General features: G+C 68.4%; 11 protein-coding genes, 1 tRNA gene and 1 rRNA gene. 6 read left to right on the forward strand and 7 right to left on the reverse strand.

Annotation, left to right across the window (positions count from 1 at the left end; all coding sequences use genetic code 11):
* Position 1: 1 nt before the first annotated feature.
* The 5 genes from IT359_07410 to IT359_07430 all read right to left on the reverse strand — a co-directional run bounded on the left by IT359_07410 (position 2) and on the right by IT359_07430 (position 12,086).
* On the reverse strand, positions 2-2,971 hold the full coding sequence (locus IT359_07410; protein ID MCC6928803.1) for a SusC/RagA family TonB-linked outer membrane protein: 2,970 nt from the start codon (positions 2,969-2,971) through the stop codon (positions 2-4).
* A gap of 82 nt (positions 2,972-3,053) precedes the next feature.
* The gene (locus IT359_07415; protein ID MCC6928804.1) at positions 3,054-4,703 is read right to left on the reverse strand and encodes a hypothetical protein; all 1,650 of its coding nucleotides are present in this window, start codon (positions 4,701-4,703) and stop codon (positions 3,054-3,056) included.
* A gap of 105 nt (positions 4,704-4,808) precedes the next feature.
* Positions 4,809-6,725 carry a CocE/NonD family hydrolase gene (locus tag IT359_07420; protein MCC6928805.1) on the reverse strand — a complete coding sequence of 639 codons (1,917 nt, stop codon included), beginning with the start codon at positions 6,723-6,725 and terminating at the stop codon, positions 4,809-4,811.
* A 335-nt stretch (positions 6,726-7,060) separates the two neighbouring features.
* Positions 7,061-10,012 (reverse strand): hypothetical protein, encoded by a 2,952-nt coding sequence (locus IT359_07425; GenBank protein MCC6928806.1) that lies wholly within the window; start codon positions 10,010-10,012, stop codon positions 7,061-7,063.
* Positions 10,013-10,094: 82 nt separating this feature from the next.
* Complete coding sequence (locus IT359_07430; protein ID MCC6928807.1) at positions 10,095-12,086, reverse strand: Ig-like domain-containing protein; 1,992 nt, start codon at positions 12,084-12,086, stop codon at positions 10,095-10,097.
* A gap of 196 nt (positions 12,087-12,282) precedes the next feature.
* Here IT359_07430 and IT359_07435 point away from each other — a divergent pair, with 196 nt between their 5' ends.
* A complete protein-coding gene (locus IT359_07435; protein ID MCC6928808.1) occupies positions 12,283-13,662 on the forward strand; it encodes a hypothetical protein in 1,380 nt (459 codons plus the stop codon).
* 103 nt (positions 13,663-13,765) lie between these two features.
* Here the strand turns inward: IT359_07435 and IT359_07440 are convergent.
* Positions 13,766-13,839 (reverse strand) — tRNA-Ile (locus IT359_07440).
* Positions 13,840-14,411: 572 nt separating this feature from the next.
* Here IT359_07440 and IT359_07445 point away from each other — a divergent pair.
* The 5 genes from IT359_07445 (at position 14,412) to IT359_07465 (ending at position 24,935) form a co-directional block, all read left to right on the forward strand.
* Positions 14,412-14,909: an FHA domain-containing protein gene (locus IT359_07445; protein ID MCC6928809.1), complete on the forward strand. Its 498-nt coding sequence runs from the start codon at positions 14,412-14,414 to the stop codon at positions 14,907-14,909.
* A gap of 326 nt (positions 14,910-15,235) precedes the next feature.
* Entirely contained in the window at positions 15,236-15,961 is a 726-nt protein-coding gene (locus tag IT359_07450; GenBank protein ID MCC6928810.1) for an FHA domain-containing protein, read from the forward strand.
* Positions 15,958-18,654 carry a protein kinase gene (locus tag IT359_07455; protein MCC6928811.1) on the forward strand — a complete coding sequence of 899 codons (2,697 nt, stop codon included), beginning with the start codon at positions 15,958-15,960 and terminating at the stop codon, positions 18,652-18,654. Before IT359_07450 ends, IT359_07455 begins: the two co-directional genes overlap by 4 nt.
* Before the next feature lie 12 nt (positions 18,655-18,666).
* A complete protein-coding gene (locus tag IT359_07460) occupies positions 18,667-23,703 on the forward strand; it encodes an Ig-like domain-containing protein (protein MCC6928812.1) in 5,037 nt (1,678 codons plus the stop codon).
* A gap of 74 nt (positions 23,704-23,777) precedes the next feature.
* Positions 23,778-24,935 (forward strand): hypothetical protein, encoded by a 1,158-nt coding sequence (locus IT359_07465; GenBank protein ID MCC6928813.1) that lies wholly within the window; start codon positions 23,778-23,780, stop codon positions 24,933-24,935.
* A 153-nt stretch (positions 24,936-25,088) separates the two neighbouring features.
* On the opposite strand, the gene IT359_07470 is transcribed toward IT359_07465, so the two are convergent.
* Positions 25,089-25,194, reverse strand: a 16S ribosomal RNA gene (locus IT359_07470); the annotation flags it as partial.

The raw sequence follows: 25,194 nt of genomic DNA on the forward strand, positions 1-25,194 counted from the left end.
GTCAGAACTCCACGTTGAAGTTGAGCCAGTACGTGCGGGCGGCCGGGTAGGCGGCCAGCTCGCGATTGCGCTGGACCGACCCGGGGACGTTGCCGGCGCCGAAGTTCTGCGCCTCCGGGTCACCGCCGCGGAAGTTGGTCCACCAGTACAGGTTGCGCCCGGATAGCTGAATGCGCGCGCTCTGGGCGCGGCTCCACAGGCGCTGCACCCAGGCCGACGGAACATCGTAGCCTAACGTGACCTCGCGAAGCTTGGTGTACGAAGCATCCTGGTAGTAGATGCGCGTCACGACCAGGTACGTGCTCCGCCGGAAGTTGCCCAGCTTCTGCCCCCCGGGTCCCGGATCGTCGAAGTCGCGCGAGTTCTGCCCCAGGTCGTAGTGACGCCACGTCCCGTTGGCGAGCATTCCTCCTTGCTGGCGGTCGAGGAGCGCGAAGGCGGAGAAGCGATGCCAGCGCACCTCGTTCGACCAGCCGCCGGTCCAGTCGGGATTGCCGTCGCCCATCAGGACGCCGTTGGGGTACAGCGTGCGTGGCGACTGCGGGAGCGTGTCGTTGCCGATGAGCTGCGTGGCCGACTTCCCCTCCTCGATGCGCACCGCCCCCACCTGGAAGGTGCCTAACAAGAAGGCCGGCACCGGGAGGTTGGTGATCTCGCTGCGGTTCATCCCCCAGTTGACGCGCGTGTTCCACGTCAGCGAGCCGCGCTGGATCGGGACCAGCGACGCCGCCACTTCGGCCCCCCACACCTTCATCTCCGCACCGTTGGAGATTTCCGACGAGTACCCCGACGTGGGCGGGAGCGTGCGCGTGATGAGAAGGTCCGAGATGTTGCGCTGGAAGCCGGTGATCTCGAACGTCCCGCGGTTCTTGAAGAGCGTGGCGTCGATGCCGGCTTCGAGTTCGCGCTGCCGCTCGGGGCGAATCTCCGACGAACCAACGCCGGTCCCGATGCGGAACGCCCCCAGCCCGCCAATGTTGGACGACGCAAGCCCGGTGAACTTCTGTCCATAGAGCGGCTGGTTGCCGGTCTCGCCATAGGCCACGCGGAACTTGAGTTCATCGACCTTGCCCGGCATGAGCTGCGGCAGCCGGTACGACGCCGAGGCCTTGGGGAAGAAGTAGAACTTCCCGATGTCGCCGTTGTTGGAACTGCGATCGGCGCGACCGCCGAAGGTGAGGAAGAGGCGATCGTTGTACAGGAGTTCGGTCTGGCCAAAGACGCCGAAGTCGTCGGTGAGGACGCGGTTCTCCGTGAGGTCGCGCACCGTCCCCGCCGTCACGACCTCGAGGCCGCCCAGGAGGTTCTGCCCCGACGACCGCGATTCGCTGAAGGTGCGGCGTTCGTACTGCGTTCCCAGCTGCGTCGTCGCCGACCAGCGCGGGATGGGGCGCCAGACATGCACGAGGTTCAGGTTCAGGTTCGACTGCACGTTGTTGGCGTAGCCGACGGTCGCGGTTCCCGGGAGCCCGTCGAGCGGCTCGTACTGCAGCACCGGCGGCGAGTACACGACGTTCTTCTGGTTGAGCACATCGGCGCCGCCAAAGCCAACGAAGCGCAGCTCCTGCTTGTTGGTCGCGAACAGGTCGACCGTGAGGCGCGCCGTGGAGATGTTCCGCCACACCCCTTCCTCGTTCTTGATCAGGTCGATCGTCTGCAGCGGGTTGGAGTTGTAGAACGGATTGACGGGGTACGAACCGTCCGGGTTCTGTCGCAGGTCGAGGAACGACGGGATCTTGGTGAGCGTGTACGCGATCGAGTTGCCCGCGTTGTCGTTGCCGAACAGCCCGCGGTCACCCAGCGTGCGCAGCACCTCGCTCCCCACCTGCAGCTCGACGCGATCGCCGAGGCGCTGGTCCAGGTTGAGCCGGATACCCGACTTCTGCGAGTAGGTGCGCTTCACGATCCCGTCTTCCTTGCGGAAGTTGCCGGAGGCGAAGTAGCGCGTGTCCTGGGAGCCACCGCTCACGGAGAGCGACGCTTCGCGGTTCTCCGGCTGAACGGCGTTGTAGGCCAGCTCTTCATAGTCGATGAAGCGGTTGGCGTCGTAATACGTCGCGGCCAGCGGGCCGAAGGCTGTGGTTGCATCGGCGAGCGACTTGAACTTGCGCTGCCCGTTGCGATAGGCGAGTTCGGCCGTGCCGAGTCCGGTGCGCAGGTTGAACTGCGGGCGGCCGGCAGCGCCGCGTTTGGTCGTGATGATGATGACGCCACCCGACGCCTTGGAGCCGTAGATCGCGGCCGCCGCCGATCCCTTGAGGATATCGATCGACTCGATGTCGTTGGGATTGATGTCGGAGATGCGGTTGACGGGCGCTTCCTGCGAGACGTCGGAGATCACCGAACCGGCGGCCCGCGTGACGAGGTTGGTCCCCTGCCCGATCGACACGTCGGAGGTGATCACGCCGTCGATGACGTAGAGCGGCTGCGCGCTCCCCAGGATCGACGAGATGCCGCGGATGCGGACGCGGTTGCCGCCGCCAGGTGCACCGGTGCTGGTGGAGATCTGGGCGCCGGCGACCTTGCCTTGCAGCGCCTGGTCGATCGCGGGGGCGGAGACCTTGGCCACCTGCTCGGCGCTCACGGAGGCGACCGAGTTGGGAAGGTTGCGGCGCGAGATCCCCGTGGCCTGGCCCGTGATGACCACCTGGTCGAGCTTGAGCGCGTCCTTGCGCATGACGATCCGAACCGTCGACTCGCTGGCGCCAACGGTGGCGGTCACCGGCGGATATCCCAGCCGGCGCACGACCAGCGTCACATCACCCGCGGGCACGCGGAGCGTGAAGGTCCCGTCTTCGCGCGTGAGTCCGCCCGTGGTCGTTCCGCGTACCTGGATTTGCGCGGACGCGATCGGTGCGTTGCTTCCTTCCTCGATCACGGTCCCTGTGATCTGTCGCGTCCCGCCCTGCGCCGCCGCGGTGCCGGCCAACAGGGCAAGGGACGCGAACGCTGACAACACGAGTCGTCGCATGTGTCCTCGGTTTGGGGGAGTTGAGACGGCTGTTCCCGTCTTCTCGTCTTCTCGTCTTCTCGTCTTCTCGTCTTCCGCCCTATTAGTACTTCCACCACGGCGTCGTCGTCCCCGCCGGCATGTGCCGCAGGCCGTGCTGCGCCATTTCCTTCAGCCGCTGCGACTGGGACACCGGGCCGCTCCAGCAATGGGGCTTGTTGTCGCCGTAGAGGAAGAAGCCTTCGTAGTGCGGGTTCTCCGTCGTCTTCATCCACGCCTCCAGCTCCCGCGTGGCGCGATCCAGGAAGTACGTGTCGGCATCGCCGGTGTAGATGTGGAGCTTGTCCACCAGCTTGGGGCCCACGGTCGCCCAGTTGCGCTGCAGGTAGTACAGGAGGTCGTAGTGCTCGCGCCAGTACTCGGCCACGCTGCGGTCAATGGCCCCCGTCCGTTTGTCGAACAGCGGCTTGAAGAAGCCGTCCTCGCCTAACGGGCCGTAGGTGGCCGACCACACGTCGAGCTGGTGACCGGAGCGACCGTGCGTCCCGTTCACCAGTTCCATCCAGTTGCGCTGCTGCGAGGTTTGCCGCACCTCGCCGTTGATCTCCCGTGAGTTGATGGTGGGGGTGCGGTGCCACTCGGTGACCTGCTTGTAGAAGGCGTTGGTGTCCTTGTACGCGTTGATCCCCTCGACGTCGCTGAAGGTGACCGGATCGGGGCAGTACGCCCATGTCCCGCCAAAGAAGTCCGGATTGTACAGCTGCAACGCCAGCGCTTCCCACCCGCCCGTCGAGCCGCCATGCAGCCAGCGCGCCCACGGTTCGCGAATGATGCGATAGCGCTTCTCCACTTCGGGAATGAGCTCACGCATCACCGCGTCGCCATACGGCCCGCTGTTGACCGAGTTCACGACGTAGGAATCGTCGAAGTACGGCGTGGGGTGCTGGAACGTCACGACGAGGACGCGCGGGAAGTCGTCCTTCATCCACTCCTTCCCGAGTTCGCTGTTCTCGTCCCAGCGCATCGGGTTGCCCGAGGAGAAGTGCCCCTGCTCGTAGAGCACGGGGTACGCGATGGTCGCCCGGTGATAATCCCTGGGCAGGAGGACCGTCGCCCCGATGAAGATCGGGCGTCCCCAGAACTTCGATAGCGACGGCGACTCGAAGCGGAAGCGCTCCACCCACGCCGTGTTGGCCGGCATCGTGATCGGCGGGACCTTCTGGTCCGCCGTCAGGCGCACCACGCTCGCCTTCGACGGATCGATCGCCACCTGCTGCGGCGTCGAGTAGAGGTTGCCCGGCGACCGGTTCCACTGCTGCCCTTCCCATTGGTCGTCGTGCATCCAGACGACCTTACCGTCGGCGCGCTTGAACTCGGAGTACACGTTCACCATCGCCTGCACCCAGTACGTCCCCGCCGGAACGTCGGCCAGGTCCCACACCGGGTGCCCCAGGTCACGCCCGTCGACGACGGCGGGACGACCAGCCGCCAGCTGCACGATGTCATGCCCGAACATCGGCGTCCCGATGCGCCCGACCTGCAGCCGTGGCTCCGGCTGGTTGGCGCGCGCCAGGATGACGAAGACCCGCCCCGTCGTCGCCTCGCTGCGAACCGACGTCGGGATCGTCACCTCAAAGCGCACCTTGGCTCGCCCCGACGGCCAGCCGGCCGGCGTCGGCGCCCCTCCTGCCCCCGCCCCCTGCGCCGAAAGGGTAGAGGAAGGCGCGAGGACCAGCGCCAGGACCAGCGACATGAGACCCACCTGCCCGCGACACCGCATGGAAGCTCGTTAGGTTTGGGGGAAAGCCATATGTTCTCGTCTTCTCGTCTTCTCGTCCTCTCGTCCTCTCGTCCTCTGCTACCGCATCTCCCGCACCGTGATCCCCGACGCGCGCGCCGCCGTGCGATAGACAGTGAGCGTCGACGTCGTGAAGTCCTTCGCCACGGCCTTGTAGATGTTGGGGACGTACGTCTGCGGATTGCGATCGACGAGCGGGAACCACGTGCTCTGCACCTGCACCATCATCCGGTGCCCCTTCCTGAACGTGTGCATCACATCCTCGAGCGAGTACCGGATCGAGTCGGGGCGATTGGCCACCAGCGGTTGCGGTCGCTCAAAGGTGCGGCGCCAGCGCGCGCGAAACACGTTGCCGTGGACCAACTGTTCATAGGCGTCCATGCGCGGACCGCTGGCGTGCTGGGACGGAGCACTCATCGGATAGACGTCGATGACCTTCACGATGAAGTCGGCGTCGGTCCCCGTGCTCGCCACATGTAGCGTCACCTCCACCGGGCCGGCCACCGTGAGGTCCTTCTCCAGCGGCTCCGTCACGTACGTGAGGACATCGGGGCGGCGCGAGGCAAAGCGCTGGTCCTCCGTTGGGTACTCGCGCCAGTAGCCAAAGGAGAGCGCCTGCGTATAGGGCACCGGCTTCATCGGATCGGACACATAGCGGTCCGCACCACCGGCCCCGCGCGCCTTCTCGCGCGCGAGCGTCCCGTTCTCCCGCAGGTAGAACGACACCCGCTGCGCCTCACTCGGCGGCCACTGCGCGTAGGTGCGCCACGCGTTCGCCCCGGTGTTGAACACCGCAACCCTGGGAAGCGTCACACTGCACCGGTCCTTCAGCGCGCAACTGAAGAATGGAAAGCCGATCGAGTCGCGGAAGAACTGCCCCGTGCGACTCCCGAAGCCTAACGGGCCAAAGGTGTCGCCGTCGACGCGATTCCACGCCCCGTGCGACCACGGCCCCATCACGAACGTCGCGGTGGTCGTCGCGCTCAGCGAATCGAGCGATCGCTTGAGACGAATGGGGCCGAATCGGTCCTCGGCATCGTACCACCCGCCCACCACCAGGACCCGCGGCTTGATGTCCTTCACGTGCTTCCAGATCGCGCGGCGCTGCCAGTACGCGTCGTAGTCGGGATGCGCGCTGATCGAGTCGTAGAACGCCACCCTCCCCTGGTAGAACCCGGCGCTGTAGTTCGACAGCGGTCCCTGCGACATGTGGAAGGCGTAGCCATCCTGCGTCCCCGGATCGGGGCGCGCCGGATACGACGTGGTCGGTCCACTCCTCGGTTGGTCGAACGACGCGAGGAAGTTGATCGTCTGCGCCTGCGTGAAGACACCATTGTGATGGCGGTCGTCGCCTAACCACCAGTCGATCATCGGCGCCGAGGGGTAGGCCGCCTTGTGCGCCGGGTGCGCATCGATCATCCCCGACGCCACGAAGAACCCCGGCGCCGAGTTCCCCCACGTCCCCACACGCCCGTTGTTCCCTCGAATGTTCTTCACGATCCAGTCGATGGTGTCGTACGTGTCGGTGGACTCGTCGACATCCTTGGGGCCGCGCTTGTTGTCGAGGTGCGGCGTCATGAACTGGAAGTATCCCTCGGACATGTAGCGCCCGCGCACATCCTGGTTCACGAAGATGTAGCCGTCATCCTGGAACGCCTTCCACGGACCCAGGATCGCCGGAAAGGCATCGGCGCCATACGGCGCGATGCTGTACGGCGTGCGCATGAGCAGCACCGGATACGAGCGCGTCGTGTCGCGCGGGGCGTAGATGTTGGTGTAGAGGCGCGTCCCGTCGCGCATGGTGAGGTACAACTCGCGCTTGCTGTACTTCGCACGCACCTCGGCCACCGCGGCCGCATCGGGCGCAGGGCGCTGCGCGAGCGCCGGCGCAGCAAGCAACGCGAGCGCGCCAACAATGGCCGAGCGCGCGCGACGGGTGTGGTGCAACACGCGTCCGCAATTGTCGGAACCGGGCACGACGGACCTCACGACCGGGTGAAGCGTAACTCTGCGCGCGGATGCAACGGCGTCAAGGACTGTATACAAAATCCGGCGTCAATCGCCCAGCGCCACTTACGAAGCCAACACGCGGCGCGTTGAGCGTGGGCGCTCCCGGGAAATCCCGCCTTGACGTCCTTGCCAATCGGCGCTCCTGTTCGCTTCGCGCCACACCACTCGATTCACGGAGAGCCCCACTCGCGCGTCTCGTCGTCACTCGTTGGGCGCATTCACGCGGCAACGAGCACGCCCCAGTCACGAACTGCGTGACCGGGGCGTCCCCATCTTCCGAGCGCCTGCTGGCGGTTGCGAATCTACCGCGAGGGAGTCGGTGCCACGGTGGGGCGTGCAGGGGTGGCAGCCTTCCCCGCGTTCAGGTCGTTCCAGTTGAGGATGGTGTTGAAGCCGAGGAAGTAGGTCCCTTGCGTCTGCCACCGCCAGAATGGACGAATGGCGAACATCACGACGTGGCCGTCGCCCACGGGTGCGTCGACAACCTGCGCGCGGCCGGAGAGGAGCTGGCCGTTCTGCAGCGTCCCCGACAGCAGCATGTCGTTGGGATTGGTCGGGAACGACATGATGACGCGCGGGCGCCCCTGATCCACGTTGATCCCGAACTGCGCCGCCATCGCGCGCAGGTTCGCACCCTCGTCGACCGGTGCCGCGGGGCGCGCCGACGCCGAGTCCTGGTCGTACGGCGACAGGCGGAGCTTGGTCGCCATCGGCGTGACGTTCTGGCTCGGGCCACCTCCGCCTCCGAGGAAGGCGGCGAACTCCGGCGGGACGCCCCCCCCACCCGCGTTCAGCACCGGCGACTGCGAGAAGTAGACGGGGAGCTGCGACCCGTCATAGCCGTACGCGATCGGGCTCTTCTTGTCGGCAATGAGGCCGCGCATGATCGAGCCGCGCGCGAAGAGCGCCGCCGGCTCCTCGACGGTGATGCCGCTGGTGAGCCCGAACTCGGGGAAGATCGTCGACGTCGATCCCTCGACGAGGAGCGTGCCGCCGGCGCGCACGAACTTCGCCAGCTCGGCCAGCCCGTCGATGCCCATCCCGCCGCGGATGTCGTCGGACTGGTCGTTCGCCCCCAGGTTCGGCGTTTCAGCTGTCTTCTTGTAGGGAAGCGGGAAGGCCGACGTCTTGGCGATCCCGTTCACCTGCTGGATCGCGCTCCCGCCCACGTTGGGATACACGATGACGTCGTACTTCGCGCGGAGGTTGCCTTCCCTGAGCTTCTGGTCGGCAAAGTAGGTGTAGGGAACGCCGTAGGTGTCGAGCGCCGCGCGCACCCACCCTTCATCCTGCGTGCGCTGCCAGGAGTGCACGTAGCCGATGCGCGGCACGTCCAGGTCGTGCGTTGCCACGGTCGGCGCCGTCGCCACCGCGACGCCGGCAAGGCCGAGTTCCTTGAGTGACGCGTCGAGCTTTGCGCGGTCGGCGCCCGAGATGATGATCGAGCCGGCGCGATACGACTTCCCGTTGAGCGTGAAGTCCTCCTCGGCGGCGAGCATCTTCACCGTCGCGTTCGCGAAGCGGAACCTCATCAGGTTGTTGTCGGTGGTGTGCTCCACCACGACCACCGCCCCCGACCCGTCGATCCCTCCCGCCGGCTTCACCGCGCCGCTGACCGGCGTCATGGCCGCGGTGAGGATCGCCTTGTCCGTCACTTCCGACACCTTGAAGTTGCGCGTGAGCTGGTACGTCCACCCGGTGTCGTCGTACGGGCGCGGATTCCCCGGGGCGAAGTTCTGCGTGGAGAAGTACATCTCGGGGATGATGCGATACGGCTGGTCGGCACGGATGATGTAGTCGCCGGCCTGCACGTCGACGTTCCCCGCCTTGAACGCAGCGTTGGCGGTGTGGAACTCCAACCCCTGGATGCGGAGCGCGTTGACCGCCTCGGCCGCCTCGCCGCGGCGACGCTGCGCCGCCGGGATGACCCAGGCGTACACCGGGCCGTTCTTCCCCTTGTCTACCTGGCGCTTGTTCTTGAGCCAGTAGTTCTCCAGGTAGGTCTCCTTGTTCTTCGCCACGTGGTTGAGCGCGATGAGGAGCGCCGACTGCTGGATGTTCACGTTGTTGCGCGGCCCCCACTTGATGCTCGGCAGCGGCGGGTTAGGGCGGAACCACTCGCGGCTCGTCTGCGTGGCCCCCAGGCGCACCGTGCTCGTGTCGGGACCGTAGCTCTGCACCTCGTAGAAACGCCCCGTCGCGTTGTGCGCGTGCGCGGCAAAGAACATGTAGTTGGGGACCCACCCGTCGTAGAAGCCGTACGTCCACACCCCGGGAACGCCGCGCTTCGTCATCTCCATGACCTCCGTCTTGGCCAGGAGCCACCACTCGTCGATCGTGATCGGGTCGATCGCCTCGTTGTACGGCCCGGTACCCGTCGATGCGTAGAGGTAGTTGGAGGCCTCATGCAGGTCGTGCATGATGGGCGGGTGCCACTCCAGGAAGAACGTGTTCACGTGCTGCGACAGCTTGAGGAACTGGCCGATGTTGTCGCGGTTGTTGTCGTGGGCGACGTACTTCCCCCAGTACATGAGCGGCAGGCGCTCGCTCCCGGCCGGGCGCTTCTTGTTGAAGTAGTACGTATCCACCTGCTTCTCGCGCCCGTCCACCTCGATGACCGGCGTGATGAAGGTGATCACGTTGTTGCGAATCGTCTGGACATACGGCGTCTCCTCGACGATGAGGCGATACGCCAGCTCCTGCAGCGTCTCCGGCCCCCCCGTCTCCGGCGAGTGCATCCCGCTGGTGAGCCAGTAGATCGGCTTGGCCTGCGCGATGACCTGCCTGGCCTGGTCGTCGCTCGTCCGGCGCGGGTCGGTGAGCGCGGCGAGGTATCCCTTGTACTTGTCCAGGTCGCGGATCGTCGCCTCGTCGGCAATGGCGAGGACGAACATGTCGCGCCCCTCTTCCGACTTGCCGATCGTCCAGAACCGCGCCCGCGGCGACGCCTTGGCCAACGCTTCGTAGTAGCGCTGGATGTCCTTGGCGTACGTCAGCTCCCCCGGCTGCCCCACAATGCGCCCATGGAACTTGAGCGGCGTGGGCACGGTGCTCGATGCCGGGAGGTGATCGACGAGCTCGGTCGTGATGCGCGGATCGCGCAACGTCTCGCGAATGAGACGCGTGTACTCCGCGTCGTTCTGTTGCACCTGCTGACCCGTCGCGTGCGCGGCGGGAAGCGCGAGGGCGACAGCGGCGAGCGCGGCCGGGAGAACGGCGGAGAAGCGACCGCACCGTCCGGAACGGAATGGCATCATGGCGGAAATGGAGAATGTCAAAGGGAGCACACCGATCGTCTTCTCGTCCTCTCGTCTTCTCGTCCTCTCGTCTTCTAGCCTAAGGCGTAGGCACAGGCTTCGGCTCCAGCTTCGCCGCCCACAATCCCGAGTTGAAGTCCGTGAACAGGACGCGCCCCTTCCACGGCATCGCGTTCATCACGAACGACGCGTTCGACGTCAGCCCCTTGGGATCGAATGACTTGAAGACGGCAATCTCGCGGTTCTGGTTTGCCAGGTTGCCTAACAACTCGCCCGACACGTCGACCACGCGCACGCCGCCGTCATAGTACGCCTGGTACAGCACGTCGTTCTCCACGATGATGTCGTGCGCGCCGTAGTCCTCGAGGTGGTAGCGCCCCACCTTCTTCATGTTCATCGGGTCGGTGGCGTCGACAATGTGCACGTAGCCGCCCGAGGTCTGTGCAATGCCCCCCGACTGCCCTAACGACGCGAAGTAGTTGGTTCCCTCCCACACGCGCCCGGCGCGGTTCATCTCCTCGTCGCCGATGAAGAGGTAGGTCTTCCCCGTGCTCTTCTGGTAGTACGGATAGATCTCGTGCCCGGAGTTGATCGGGAAGACGTTGATGAGCTTCGGCTTCTCGATGGTCCCGCCCCACTTCCCGTTTCCCACGTCGACGATGACGGTCCCCGCCCCGCCCTGCGCCGAGTAGGCGATCCCGTCGCGCACCCACAGGTCGTGGATGCGCGCGCCGGGATGCTTGTACTCGCTCACGTACTTGGGGCTATAGATGTCGCGCACGTCGATGATGACGTACTTCTCGCCGCCGGAAATCGCGAACAGATAGTCGTTGGTGGCAAAGGCGTTGTGCACGCCGCCGGTGAGTTCCTTGTCGAACGTCGAGGCGATCTTCGGGTGCGCCGGGTTGGCAAGGTCGAGGATCACCACGCCGTTCACGCGGTTGGACGCCCCCTCGCGCGTCAACACGCCGTAGCGCCCGTCGGGCGACACGGTCACGTCGTTGATCGTGCGCGCATCGACCTTGACCGAATCGGTCTTGATGATGTTGTTGAGATCGGTGATGTCGAAGACGAGGGCGTAGCCGTCGCCCCCCCACGTCCCCACCAGGCAGTAGTCGCGCCCGTCCTTTCCCGTCCACGGCCACAGGTCCGACGTGGCCGTGGTGTTCACCACGCCGCGCCCGGTCACGGTGATCCGCCTCCGCACGTCGCGCGGCTTCACGTCGAGCACGGTGCGACTCACCGCCGTCCCCGACTGCGCCACGAGCGTGAAGCGCCCGGGCGCATTCGCGGCAAACAACGGCGTGCCGTCCGGCGCCTTGTCGATCATCCCCGGGCCGCCAGGCGCAACCGTGGTGTCGTCCGGCGTATACAGGTAGCTCCAGTCGATCTTGGCGTCGGTCACCGCCTCGCCATTGGCGCGCCGCGCCGTGGCCTGGAGGTGCACCACGTCCCCGGTGTTGACGCTCGTCTCCTTGATGGTCGCCTCGATGCGCGCCACCGGGCTCGCTGCCACGGTGTACGCCTTGCGCGCCACCACCCCTTCAGACTCGGCGGAAATCGTCACCGCGCCCGGCTTGAGCCCGGTCACGTTCCCGAAGCGATCCACCGATGCCACCGACGCGTCGGACGAGCGCCAGGTGACCGCGAGCCCCGAGCGCGCACTCCCATCGGCGTGCGCCCCCCGCGCCGTGTGCGCCAGCATCGTCCCCGTGTACAGCCGGCCGCTCTCCGACGTGATGTCGATCTTCGTGAGCGCCGGCCACGACACGATCACCGGAATCTCCAGCGTGATCGCCTCGATCCCACGCCCCAGGAACGCCGACGCCACGACGGTGAACGACCCCGCCTTGAGCGCGGTGAGCTTGCCGTCGGCGTACTGCACGGCGCCTCGCGGTCCGCCCACGCGCACCATCGCGTCCGGCACTTCCTTGCCATCCTTGTCCAGCGCCGTGACCTTGAGCGCGACGGTCTCGCCCGCCTTCAGCGTGAGGCGCGCCGGCTCGGCCACGACCTTCACCACCCCCTGCGCGTACTGCGCATGGGCCGGGGTCGCGAGCGCCGTGGCCATCAGAACAGTCGTCGTGACGAAGCAGAGGCTTCGCGCTACGTTCATGCGGACGATTCTCCGTCGAGTGGCGTCCGGCGTGCAACCGCGGAGCGATGTGTCACCCATGCGCGTGCCGCCGGACTTCGATTCGCAGGTTCACGGGACGGACCCTCCGCCCCATTGCGGCCGGCAGACCCCGGCCGAACGAGCGATGATCATGGACGCCCGACCCACCTCACGCAAGGCAACGCAGGGCGCGCGCGGCACCAGCGGCGCGCGCGGCGCCAACAGCGCGCGCAGCGCCGACGGCGCGCGAAGCACGCTCCGCGCGCCATACCTGCTCGCGGCGCTTTGCCTCCTCGCGGCGCCTGCCGCGCTCGTCGCGCAGCGCCCCCCGCGCCCCATGCGTCCTGCCACCGCTCCAAAGCCGGCTTCCGCGGCGCCGGCGGCGAGCGCAGCGACCGCCCCCGCCCCGCCGACGTCCACCTATTGGGTGTATGTCGGCGCCGAGTCGGCCGACAAGATCCACCGCGTGCGCTTCGGCCCCTCGGGAACGGCGGTGGAGAAGACGATCCCCATCGGCGAACTCGCCGCCGAGATGGAAGGGCCGCACGGGCTCCAAGTTTCGCCGGACGGCAAGTACCTCTTCATGACCACGGGGCACGGCACCCCCGACGGGAAGCTCTGGAAGTACGAGCTGGGACCGGACACGGTCGTGGGGCCGAGCATCCTCCTCGGGAAGTTCCCCGCCTCCATCGACATCACCCCCGACGGGCTCTACACCTTCTCCGCCAACTTCAACCTGCACGGCGAGATGGTGCCGAGCAGCATGAGCGTGGTCTACACGCGGACCATGACCGAGGTGGCGCAGGTGGAGACGTGCACCATGCCGCACGGGAGCCGCATAGACCCTAGCGGCGCGATGCAGTACTCGGGGTGCATGATGGACGACCAGCTGGTGGAGATCAGCACCAGCACCTTCAAGGTCACGCGGCGCTTCGCCCTGGCCAGGGGCAAGGAAGGACCTATCGCCGTCGCCGCCGCGGGGCACGACATGCACGCCATGCACGCGGCCGGCGCCGCCGCCAAGGGCGATAGCGCTCCCTCTGCCACGCACCAGATGGACGCCAGCCAGGGGCACGGTGTCTCGATGAGCGCCACCTGCTCCCCCACCTGGGCGCAGCCGTCGGCCAGCGGGGCATCCGTCTTCGTCACCTGCAACAAGGCCGACGAGATCCTCGAGATCGACCGCAACAGCTGGTCGCTGGCGCGGCGCATCAAGACGGGGCGCGGGCCGTACAACCTGGCCGTCACGGGTGACGGACGCTTGCTGGTGGCGACGCTCAAGCAGGGGGCGGCGGTGGAGGTGTACGACCTGGCCGCCGGGAAGAGCATCGCCCAGATCAAGACCTCCACGACGGTCGCCCATGGCGTCACGATCAGTCCGGACTCGCGCTACGCCTTTGTCTCGAGCGAGGGGGTGGGGGCGGCGCCGGGGAAGGTGGACGTCATCGACCTGCAGGCGCTGGCCAAGGTCGGGACGGCCGACGTGGCGCAGCAGGCCAGCGGAATCGCGTTCTGGAGGATGAGTCGGTAGCCGACGGTGGGCCCAGCCGATGACGCGACAGCTCGTCGGATGCAAGAACGCCCCGCGCGAGGTTTCTCGCGCGGGGCGTGGAAGAACCGGAAGGGGAGAAAAATGGGCCTGGGTAGAGTTGAACTACCGACCTCACGCTTATCAGGCGTGCGCTCTAACCACCTGAGCTACAGGCCCTTACCAGAGGACGGCAAACTAGTCACCCTCGAGGGCGGCGGTCAACGGCCATGACGCCTTCGTGGGGGAAATCGTCCTCGTCGGGAACTCCCCGGCTGGCCAGAAATACAAAGGTCCACCATCATGGCAAGCGAGCGTGTGCCGCGCGTGCTGGCGCCCGACCCGATCGCGCGTGATGACGCCGCTTGGGTCGACGGCACGACCTTCGCGGAAAGGGCCCCCCGTGGTTTCGCGGGCGGTGCCAATCGCAACAGTCCAACGTCTCCTAGTCCCGGGCCATCGTGCTTCCTTACCTGATCGCCGCTCCATTCTTCGTCATCGCCATGGCACTGGTGTTTGGTGTCTGGCTGCCCGGGCGCAGGCGGATACGGAAGCTTCATAGCCCGATTCCCATCGCCCCGTTCGGACGCGGCGATGCGAAATCGCTCCCCCCGCGCCCGCCTCGACGCACTGCTGTTCAGCCCGCCGCCGAGTCACAGGTCTCGACGCCGCAAGGGGTTGCAGCCGTGCCGCAGGCTGTGGCGCAGGTGCCTCCCACATCCTCCGCCCCCGTCATCCCCGTGGTTCCCGTCGTGCCTGTTGAGCTGCGGGCCGTAGAGTTCGACGAGGCGGCCAACGACGACCGCTCCCGCGTCCTTCGCATGCACGTGGCCGGTGACCGGCGCGAAACCGCATCGCGCGATGAACGGAGCGCGGTGACGCTGCGCCTCGAACGCCCGCAGGATGGCACGCTGCAGTTCCTCCCTGGTCGCCTGGAGATCATCGAGGGGCGCGACGTCGGGCAGGAAGTGAAGTTCGTCCGGACCTCGGGCCCCGATGGCACCACGGTCACCTTCGGGCGCGCCGAAGGGGCCCAGTACCGGCACGTGCAGCTGCACGAGCCCACCGTCTCGCGCATGCACGCGAAGCTCGTCCTGGACGGCAAGAGCTGGTCGCTCGTGAACCTTTCGGCCACCAACCCGGTCATCGTGAACGGGATGGCGCTGGCCGGCGAGGGCTCCTCGGTGGTGCTGCGCGAGGGCGACCGCATCGAGATGGGAGAGGTCGTCTTCCGCTTCCGCTCCAAGTAGCGCGCGTCCAGCCTCGCGCGTTCAGCCTCGCGCACGCAGCCTGGCGAGGAGAGCCTCGCCACCTCAGCGTCACCACGCCAATCGCGCGCGCGTCACGCGGAAGCGCTTGCCCTGGTGACCGTGGCGCGAGCGCCACTCTCTGGCGCGCCTCGGCTCCGCTGGCCTAAGTTACCGCCAACAGATCGCACGGCCCTGCGAAACGTCGTCTCGCGGGGTGGGTATCTGTGTTGCGTTGACTGCGGCGCCTGCCGCGTGCGAGCTCGTCCGTTTCCGCCGGATCTTTGCGGAGCGAGCGACGGTCGCTCCGTCCCGGAGCCTCGAACCGGATGATGCGCGTCAGCTTCCTCAGTCTTTCGGTGATCCTGTCGTCGCTTGGCCTGGCCTGCGCCCTGATCGTGGTGGGGGTCTGGTTCGCCAGGCGCAAGCGCGACACGGAGCTGCGGGAACACGCGAAGCCGCTCCTCATCATGCCCACCTTGCCGCCCACCGAGGAACCGCGTCTCCCGCCCCCCGTGCGCGACGTCCAGCCCATGCGAACCTCGCCGGTGACGGCCCTCGCCGTCGCGCAGCGCCTCACGCCCGAGGACTACCACGTCGTCAGCGACTCGCCGGAGCAGGCGCTGGTGACCATGACGACGGGTGAGACGGTGCTGACGGGGGCCATCGCCGAGATGATCCAGGGGACGGCGCTGCGCTTCCACCGTCCCGCCGATGCTTCGCGGGCGCTGCTGCCGGGGCACCTGCAGGTCGTCGACGGCTCCGACGCCGGGCTGGACGTGCGCTTCGTGCGCCTCAACGGCGAGCCCCCCGTGATCAGCTTCGGGCGCAGCGAGGGACCGCCGTTCCGCCACGTGCAACTGCTCGACCCCACCGTCAGCCGCACGCACGCCCGCATGGAGTTCGACGTCGACGGCTGGTCGCTGACGAACCTCTCGCGGACCAATCCCGTGCTGGTGAACGGCAGTGCCCTGACCGACGAGGTCCCCGTGCGCCTGCAGGATGGGGATCGGATCGAGATGGGAGCGTTGACCTTCCGGTATCACTGGCGATGACAGACCTGGCAGTCCAGAGCGGGGTCGGGGGCGGCGGGTGGCCGCACGAACTGGACGGGGAGTACGACTGCCTCGGCGAGTTGGGGCGTGGCGGGATGGCGGTCGTCTATCGCGCCCGGGAACGGGCGCTCGGGCGCGAGGTGGCGGTCAAGGTCGTGCGCCCGCGCTTCCACACCGACAGCGAGTCGGTGGCGCGCCTCGCGCGCGAGGCGCGAACGGTCGCCCAGCTCGAGCATCCCAACATCGTCTCGCTGCATGCGGTCAAGCCGCTCACCAACGGCCTTGCGCTGGTGATGCAGCTGGTGCCCGGGCGTACGCTCAAGGATGCGCTGTCGCGCGGCGCGCTCTCGCCCAGCGAGTCGGAGCTTGTGCTGCGCGACATTGCGCGCGCCTTGGCGTACGCGCATCGCTGCGGCGTGGTGCACCGCGACGTGAAGCCCGAGAACATCTTCCTCGACGAGATCACCGGCCGCGCCCTCCTCTCCGACTTCGGCGTCGCCCGCTCCATCGAGGAGAACACCGAGCTCACGGCGACCGGCACCGCGATCGGGACGCCCACCTACATGTCGCCCGAGCAGATCGACGGGGGGCACCTCGACGGGCGCAGCGACCTCTATTCGTTAGGCATGGTGGGGTGGGAGATGCTCTCCGGCCAGCGTCCATGGGCCGGCGAGTCGCTCTACTCCGTCATCTATCGACAGAAGCACGACCCGCTCCCGCCGCTCGACTTCTTGCGCAACGACGTCCCGGCCAAGCTGCAGTACCTGATCGAGGGGTTGATGCACAAGAACCCCGATCGTCGCTGGGCCAGCGCGGCGCGCTTCCTCACCCTCCTGAGCGGCGACGACAACGTCCCCGGGCTCAAGGAGTGGGTCGCGGCCGCCAAGAAGCGTCGTCGCTCCGGCGCCTACCGCCCGGTCACGCCGGCGCGCAATCCATCGCATTCGCCCTCGGCGAACCCCGCGATGTCGACGGTCAAGTTCCGCCGTGACGACGAGGGGGCGACCGCCGAAGCGGGGGTACCCTCCCCCGACGAACGGCAGGCCATCCCGATCGGCGACGCGGACGCGACGCAGCGCCTGGCGCGCAGCCCGGCGTGGGGCGCGCCAGCCGTCCATCCCCCTGACCAACTGTCGGCAGCGCCACGACGGCGCACGCTCTGGTGGGTGGGGGGCGCGATGGCGGCGGCGGTCGTGACGATCGCCCTCGTCGCCCGCCAGCGGCAACTGGAGCCAACGCGCGTCCTTCCGGACTCGGCGCACTTCGCCGATGGATCGCAGGTCGAGGTACCCGTGGTTCCTCCGACGGACTCGGCAACGCTGCCCGCGATCTCGCCAGCGGAGTCGCTGGCGCGCGCATCGGGCGCCCTCACGCATCGCGATTCGTTGCAGCTGCGGCGCGGCGGCAACGTGGATTCGCTGCGGGCCCTGGCAGCCGCCGAGCTGGCGGGACGCTCGACTCCATCGGGGATTCCCGACAGGCGGTTCCCCGCGGGGACGCCGGCGACCGGCGCGTCGGCGCTCCCCCCCGGTATCAGCGCGAGTTCCACCGCAACCGCCACCTCCACGGGGAGCGTGGCGACGTCGGGCCGCGACACCGCCGCGCGCGACGCGTTCGTCGCCGTCAGCTTCCCCGCCGATCGCGGCGTGATTGCGGCTGGCGGGCGCCATTCGTGCATGCTCGACGAGGCCGGCAAGGCGCGCTGCTGGGGGAACAACGAGCGCGGACAGCTGGGCGACGGGAGCTTCGACGCCCACGCCGAGCCCGCGGCGATCGTGGGTGACTTCACCCTCAACTCCATTTCGGCCGGCGTGTGGCACTCCTGCGGCGTCGCGCGCGAGGGCGAGGTGTACTGCTGGGGGAGCAACGACGCCGGACAACTGGGAGACGGCACAACATCGCCCCGCTCGGCACCGGTGCGCGTGAACGGGAATGCCAGCTTCCGCCAGGTGCGCGCTGGTGCGTCGCACTCCTGCGGCCTCACTCGCGGCGGCGCGGTCGCGTGCTGGGGGAGCAATGCGCAGGGACAGCTGGGTGACGGGTCGCGTGCCACGCATACCACGCCGGTCGCCGTGCCGCTCGGGATGCAGGCGGGGGCCATCGCCGTCGGGCGTGCGCACACCTGCGCGCTGACGCTCGACGGAACGGCGTGGTGCTGGGGACAGAACGACGCCGGGCAACTGGGCGATGGAAGCTCCACGGCTCGCGCCACGCCGGTGCAGGTGGCAACTGACCAGCGCTTTGTCTCCATCGCCGCCGGGAACCAGCATACGTGCGCCGTCTCCACGTCGGGGACCATCTGGTGCTGGGGGCGGAACAACTTCGGCCAGCTGGGCGACGGCAGCACGACCGACGCGACCACGCCGCAGAGCGTGGACGCGTCGCTCTCGTTTGCCACGGTGACCGCCGGCCAGCTGCACAGCTGCGCGCGCGCCCGCGACGGCCGCGCCTTCTGCTGGGGGCGCAACACCTATGGCCAACTGGGCGACGGCGGGTCGGCCGATCGTTCGCGTCCGGTGCCGGTGCGCGGCGGGACGGCGTACGCCTCGGTGAATGCCAGCGGCGCGCACACCTGTGCCGTCACCGCCGGTGGCGAGGGCTTCTGCTGGGGATACAACATCGACGGGCAACTGGGCGGGGGCGATCGCGAGAACGCGAGTGCCCCGGCGCGCGTGCTGCCGTCAAGTCGTTAGGTTGTGCTCGGCATGCTGACCGTCCGCACCTCCGGTGAGTCCCGCGCGGCGACGCTCGCGCGGCGTCGACGCCGCGCGGTGCTGGCCGTCGCCTACGCGCTCCTCCTGGGATCGTGCGAATCGCCATTTGCGCCTGACGACCAGACGGTCGATCGACTCGATCCCAATCCGGTCGCGCTGACCATGACGGTCGGCGAGGCCCGCAACGTGAGCATCCGCGTCGTCGATGCGTCGGGCAAGGCGCTCGACGGGCGCGAGGTCTTCTGGTCTTCGCAGAACCCGGCCGTCGCCACGGTGACGCAGGCCGGGCTGGTGACCGCGGTGGCACAAGGCAACACGCAGGTCGCGGCGAGCGCGGGGGGCAAGTCGGCGCTGATCCCCGTAACGATCAACGCGCGCCCGGTCACCGTGGTGCGCGTGACGCCGACCAGCGCCACCGTCCTCGCCGGCACCACCACGGCATTGACCGCCGAGCCGCTCGATGCCGGCGGGCAGACCGTGCAGGGACGCGTTGCCATCTGGAGCACGAGCAGCGCCGCCATCGCCACGGTGACGTCCACCGGTGTCGTGACGGGGGTGTCGGCCGGGGTGGCGAACATCACGGCCACCGTGGACGGCATCGCCGGGACCTCGGTGGTGACGGTGCAGCCCGTCCCGGTGGCCTCGATCCTCCTCACGCCGAGTACCGGGTCGATCATCGTCGGCCAGTCGTTGCAGCTCTCGGCCACGCCGCGCGATGCGGCCAACAATCCACTCGTGGGACGGGTCATCGCCTGGAGTTCCAACGCCCCGACCGTCGCCTCCGTCTCCTCCACGGGGCTCGTCACCGCGCTGGCGACAGGGACGGCGACCATCACGGCGACGAGCGAGGGGAAGAGCGCCACCTCGCGCATCACCGTCTCCCTGGTCCCGGTCGACACGGTGAGCGTCACGCCGATGACGACCACGCTCGCCGCCGGCCAGACGCAGCAGCTCACCGCCCGCATCGTCGACAACGCCGGGAATGTCCTCGTCGGCCGCGCGGTCACCTGGAACACCGACCAGCCAGCGATCGCCACCGTGAGCGCGAGCGGGCTCGTCACCGCGCTCACCGGGGGGCGCGCCACGATCACCGCCACCGCCGAGGGGAAGTCGGGGACGGCGACCATCAACGTCACCCCGGTCCCCGTTGCCTTCATCGACATCGCTCCGCCGTCGGGGACGCTGACCGTCGGCGGCAAGTTGCAGCTCACGGCCACCACGCGGGACGCCAACCGCAACGTCCTCCCGGGGCGCGGCGTCACCTGGATCTCCGGCGCCCCCTCGGTGGCCACCGTGACCCAGGAGGGACTCGTCACCGCGGTGGGGACCGGCTCGGCGCTCATCTTCGCCGCCTCCGAGGGGGTATCGACGAGCATCACGATCACCGTGAGCAGCGTGGGGGTCGCCACCGTGCGCATGACGCCGGCCAGCGGCACCGTGACGCAGGGCAAGACGCTGCAGCTGACGGCGACGCCGCTCGATGCCCAGGGGGCGCCCATCACGGGTCGCACCGTCACGTGGAACTCCTCGGCACCCGCCACGGCGTCGGTCTCATCGACCGGGCTCGTGACAGGAATCGCTGCGGGGATGGCGAACATCACCGCCACCATCGATGGCGTGGTCGGCACCGTGCCCGTCACCGTGACGCCGACCCCGGTGGCCTCGGCGACGATTATTCCGTCCACGCCCACGCTCACCGTGGGGACGACACTGGCGCTGACGCTCCTGCTGGCCGACTCCAGCGGCGCGCCGCTGTCGCTCGTTGGGCGAAATATCGGATGGTCCGTGTCGAACCAGGCGGTGGCGAGCGTGAACACCAACGGCGTCGTGACCGCCGTGTCGCCGGGAACGGTCACCGTGCAGGCGACCGTCGAGTCTGTCATTGCCCAGGCAAGCGTCACCGTGACCAACGTGCCGGTGGCGAGCGTGAACGTGACGCCGAACACCGCCGCGTTGCAGCTGGGACAGAAGCAGGCGCTGACCGCGGTGGCGCGCGACGCCGGCGGCAACATCCTCACCGGGCGCCCGGTGACGTGGACGTCGAGCAATCCCGCCGTGGCCACCATACCCGGCATTCCGACCGATACCAATACCGCCACGGCCGTCGGCACCGGGTCGGCAACGATTCGCGCCACCGTCGGCTCCGTGACCGGCGTGTCGTCGATCTCCGTCACGTCGGTCCCGATCGCGACCATCACCGTCACCCCGTCGCCCGTCAACGTCGAGGAACTCAACACGACGCAGCTGACGGCGACAGCGCGCGACGCCGGAGGCAACATTCTGACTGGACGCACGCTCGTCTGGTCATCCAACAACAACACCGTGGCCTCGGTGAGCCAGACCGGGCTCGTGACGGCGAACATTCCGGGGACGGTCACCATCACGGCGTCGGCGCCGGGTCAGGGTGCGGGTGGCTCCAACCCGCCGCCGGGAACGTCGGCCGTGACGGTGACGTACGCGCCGGTCGCCGTGGCGACCATCACGCCGAACAACCCCACCGTCACCGTCGGGCAGACCACGCAGCCGGTCGTCACGCTGACGTCGGCGGGGGGGCAGACGCTGTCGGCCGCCGGCCGCACCGTGGGGTGGTCGATCGTGACAACGCCCGCCGGTGCGGCCACGATCAACGCGACGAGTGGCCTGGTGACAGGGGTCGCGGCCGGTACGGGGACGATCACCGTCACGGCCTCTTCACCGGGCCAGGCGACTCCGGTCAACGCGACTGCGGCACTCTCCATCTCGACGGCGCAGATCGCCCGCATCGCGTTCACGCCATTCACCGGGACGCTGCACATCGGGAACGCCTATTCTCGCGTCGTCACGGCGACTGCCTTCGACGCGGCCAACAATCCGTTGCCGGGACGCCTCATCGCCTGGTCCACCGAGAACGCCGGGATCTCCGTCTCGGCCAACAGCTCCACCAACGGCCAGGTGACCATCACCGGCAACAACACGCCGGCAACGGTAAAGGTCTACGCGCAGGCGCAGGGGGCGAGCGGTACCGTCACCGACTCCATCGCCGTCCCCACCGACTTCGTCGCGATCGGCCCTGCCTCCACGGTCACCACCGCCGCGGCCGACTCGGTGATCCCGGGGGCGGCAAACGCCCGCACCTATGTCTCCACCCCGCGCGACTCCGCGGGCAATGTCGTGAGCGGTGCCGCGTTAGGCGGGCGCACGCCGACCTGGTCGCTCGCGGCCGGCGCGATCTTCGCCTCGTTCACATCGTCAGGCGCAACGGCCATCGTCACGCCTAACGCCCCCGGGCTGGTCACCGTGCAGGCCAACTGGTCGACGGCGCAGCCCACCGCAGTGCTCAAGATCCTCACACCGGTGAACAACGTCCTGATCACCGTGGCGCCAGCCGACTCGTTCTATATCGGGGGAAGCGCCGCCGTGGTGGCGACCGCGCGCGATGCGGCCAACTCCGCCATCGCCGGGCGGCTCCTGACCCTCACTCCATCGACAACGGCAGTAACGGTAGGGACGGGGAGCGGCACAGGCTCCATCTCGACCACCGTGACCGGCGTGAGCGCCCCGGGCGGTCGCGTCGTCGTCACGCTCACGGCCAACGTGCCGTTCGACAACATCTCCAACAACACGCCAGTCAAGGTGCTCGCCCCCGTCAGCTCGATCACGGTTGGGCCGACCGGCATCGACTCGATCTTCGTCAACGGGAACCTGCAGGCGACGGCCACGCTCAAGGACGCCAGCGGAAACACGCTCACCGGGCGCCCGGTCACGTGGAGCACCTCCAACGCCCTCATCGCCACCGCCGCGCAGAGCGGGATCATCACCGGTGTCGCCGCGGGGAGCGCCAACATCCTGGCCGACGCCGAGGGGAAGCAGGGAACGAAGGCGCTCCTGGTGCAGGAGCCCGTCAACAGCGTGGCCATCACCACGGGCGACTCGTCGGTCTTCGTCGGACAGACGCAGCAGATTGCCGTCGTCCTGCGGGATCGCTTCAATGCAACCATCACCGGACGTCCGGTGAGCTACACGGCCGCTCCCGCCGGGATCGTGACGATCAGTTCGAGTGGTCTCATCACCGCTGTCGCGGCGGGTACGGCGAACATCACCGCCAGCTCGGAAGGCAAGACCTCGAGCGCCATCCCCTTCGTGGTGAGCCTGGCGCCGGTGGCGTCGGTCACGGTGTCGTCGACGCAGCCGCCTAACGTCTACCCGTCGCACACCTTCCCCGCCGCCGTGCAGGCGTTCGACGCGGCCAACGCGCCGCTGGGACTCAGCGGGCGCACCATCGCCTGGTCGTCGACCAACCCCGCGGTGGCCACCGTCACACCGACCACCAGCGGGACGCCCACCATCACCGCCCTTGCGATCGGGACCACGACGATCTCGGCGACGGTCGACGGCGTCGCCGCCACGACGCCGATCACCGTGCAGGTGAAGCCCATCCCGGTTGCCAGCGTGACCATGACGCCGACGAGTGCCAACCTGCAGCAGGGGTCGAGCGCTTTCGTCTTCACGCCCACGGCGCGCGACTCGAACGGGACCGCCATCACCGGGCACACCTACACCTTCACCTGGTCGGCCTCGAACGCGAAGGCGACGGTGAACGCCTCAGGCTCGGTGACTGCCGTCGACTCCGGGGTGGTCAACATCATCGCCACCGCGACCAACCAGGGAACGCCGACAACGCCGAGCCCTGCCGGCTCCGCCGCACTCACCGTGACGCTCATCCCCATCGGCAGCGTCGCCATCTCGCCGACGAGCGAGACGGTGGCGATGGGCGCGACCAAATCGCTGCTCGTCGACGTACGGACCGCTTCGAGTGGCGGCATCGCGCTCTCCGGGCGGCGATGCACGATCGCCTCCGATGACATCAACAAGGTGACCGCTGTGCCAGCCACCCCGATCCCCGGGTCTCCGCAGGATGGCCTGACGAACGCGCTGGGTCAGATCACCGTCACGATCACCGGGATTGGGCCGACGAGGGGTGTGGACGCGGTGGTCACGGCGACCTGCGAGGGCGTGGGTTCCAACAAGGTCTCCGTGGTGGTACCATGACCTGGCCTCGCCCGGCATCGGCCTCGGCATGCGGTGCGCGTGTCGCCGGCTGCCGTTGGTCTTTAGTCTTGACGATGGCGCTGACGCTCGGCGTGGTGGGCACGGGGGCGCTCTCGGCCCAGCAACCGGCGGCGCGCCTCGCCATCAAGACGGCGCTCGCCGCCGCGGGGGTGAGCGGGTGCGCCGCCTACCCGCCTCCCGCGCCGGCGCGCGCCACCGCGCCTAACGCCGAGGCGGAATCGCGCCGCCTCATCGACGACGCGCAGGACGCGGCGCTGCAGGGCGACCACTCCGCCGCCCGGGAGGCGTTCGCCAAGGCGTCGGTGCTGGTGCCGGGCAACGCGCGCGTGGCCTACTACCTGGGGCGCGAACTCGAGGCGCTGAGCGAGAGTTCCACCGCCGTGCGCGAGTATTGCCGCTACCTGGCCCTCTCCCCCTCCGCCCCCGACGGCGACGAAGTGCGCGGACGCATCGTGCGCCTGACTCCCGCCACCGAACTCGCGCGTGTCGACGAGGCGCGCGCCAATTTCCGTTCGGGCGTCGCTCTCCTTCAGCGCCGACAGTACCTGGCCGCCGACTCCGCATTTGGTGCCGTCGCGCGCCAGGTCCCGGCGGCGCCGGAGCCGTACTTCAACCGCGCCCTCTCGCGGGCGGCGCGCGGCGATCGGACCACAGCCATCCAGGACTTCGAGAAGTACCTCGAGCTGTCGCCGCAGGCGTCGGATGTGGGCGTGGTGCGCGGCTCGATGGCGCGTCTTCCCGACCGTGTGTACGGCCCGGGGCAGGCGTTCGGCGCCGGGCTGGCCTTTCCGGGGATGGGACAGATGTCGACCGGGCGCCCGGTGCTGGGTGTGCTGGTGATGGGTGTCGTGGGCGGCGCGATCGTCGCGGCGCTGGCGTCCAAGGACGAGGTCGTGACCGAGCGCTTCACCGATCCCTTCGGCAACACGTACACCGACTCGGTCACGCGTACCACGCACCCCATGGCGATTCCGGGGCTGGCGGCGGCGGGTGTGGTGTGGATCGGCGGGGCGTGGGAGGCGGTAGCGTACGCGCGCGGTTCGCGGTTGCGGGCGGAGCGGATCATCGCATTGCACGAGTCGCGCGGCGTTTCGCTGGCGGTGACGCCGCTTCCGCGTCGGCGCCTGGGGTTGGGCGTCTCGTTGCCGCTGGGAGGGAGCGAGCCGCGATCGGCGGGCGCCGAGCCGCGAGGTAGGAGCGCCGAGCGCTGACGCCGAGCGCTGAACGCACAAACGCCCCGCGATCCGAGAGGATGCGGGGCGTTTGGCTATTGAGAATCGAGCGAATGGTGTGCGGGTTGCGACTACGAGAGCGGCATTCGGCCGGTGGGGTTGCCCCCGGGTGGCCTACTCGCGCGGCTCCGTGAAGGAGGTGATCCAGCCGCAGGTTCCCCTACGGCTACCTTGTTACGACTTCGCCCCAGTCACGACGCTTGCCTTCGGCCGCTTGGTCCCGTGAGGGTTCCGGCAC

It is taken from the genome of Gemmatimonadaceae bacterium, from assembly GCA_020852815.1.
GTDB lineage: Bacteria > Gemmatimonadota > Gemmatimonadetes > Gemmatimonadales > Gemmatimonadaceae > SCN-70-22.

Excerpts from the sequence above, each read along its gene's own strand:
- IT359_07410 (MCC6928803.1), bottom strand. The coding sequence starts at position 2,971 with ATGCGACGACTCGTGTTGTCAGCGTTCGCGTCCCTTGCCCTGTTGGCC.
- IT359_07450 (MCC6928810.1), top strand. The coding sequence starts at position 15,236 with ATGATGCGCGTCAGCTTCCTCAGTCTTTCGGTGATCCTGTCGTCGCTT.
- IT359_07455 (MCC6928811.1), top strand. The coding sequence starts at position 15,958 with ATGACAGACCTGGCAGTCCAGAGCGGGGTCGGGGGCGGCGGGTGGCCG.
- IT359_07425 (MCC6928806.1), bottom strand. The coding sequence starts at position 10,012 with ATGCCATTCCGTTCCGGACGGTGCGGTCGCTTCTCCGCCGTTCTCCCG.
- IT359_07415 (MCC6928804.1), bottom strand. The coding sequence starts at position 4,703 with ATGTCGCTGGTCCTGGCGCTGGTCCTCGCGCCTTCCTCTACCCTTTCG.
- IT359_07465 (MCC6928813.1), top strand. The coding sequence starts at position 23,778 with ATGGCGCTGACGCTCGGCGTGGTGGGCACGGGGGCGCTCTCGGCCCAG.
- IT359_07430 (MCC6928807.1), bottom strand. The coding sequence starts at position 12,086 with ATGGCCACGGCGCTCGCGACCCCGGCCCATGCGCAGTACGCGCAGGGG.
- IT359_07435 (MCC6928808.1), top strand. The coding sequence starts at position 12,283 with ATGGACGCCCGACCCACCTCACGCAAGGCAACGCAGGGCGCGCGCGGC.
- IT359_07460 (MCC6928812.1), top strand. The coding sequence starts at position 18,667 with ATGCTGACCGTCCGCACCTCCGGTGAGTCCCGCGCGGCGACGCTCGCG.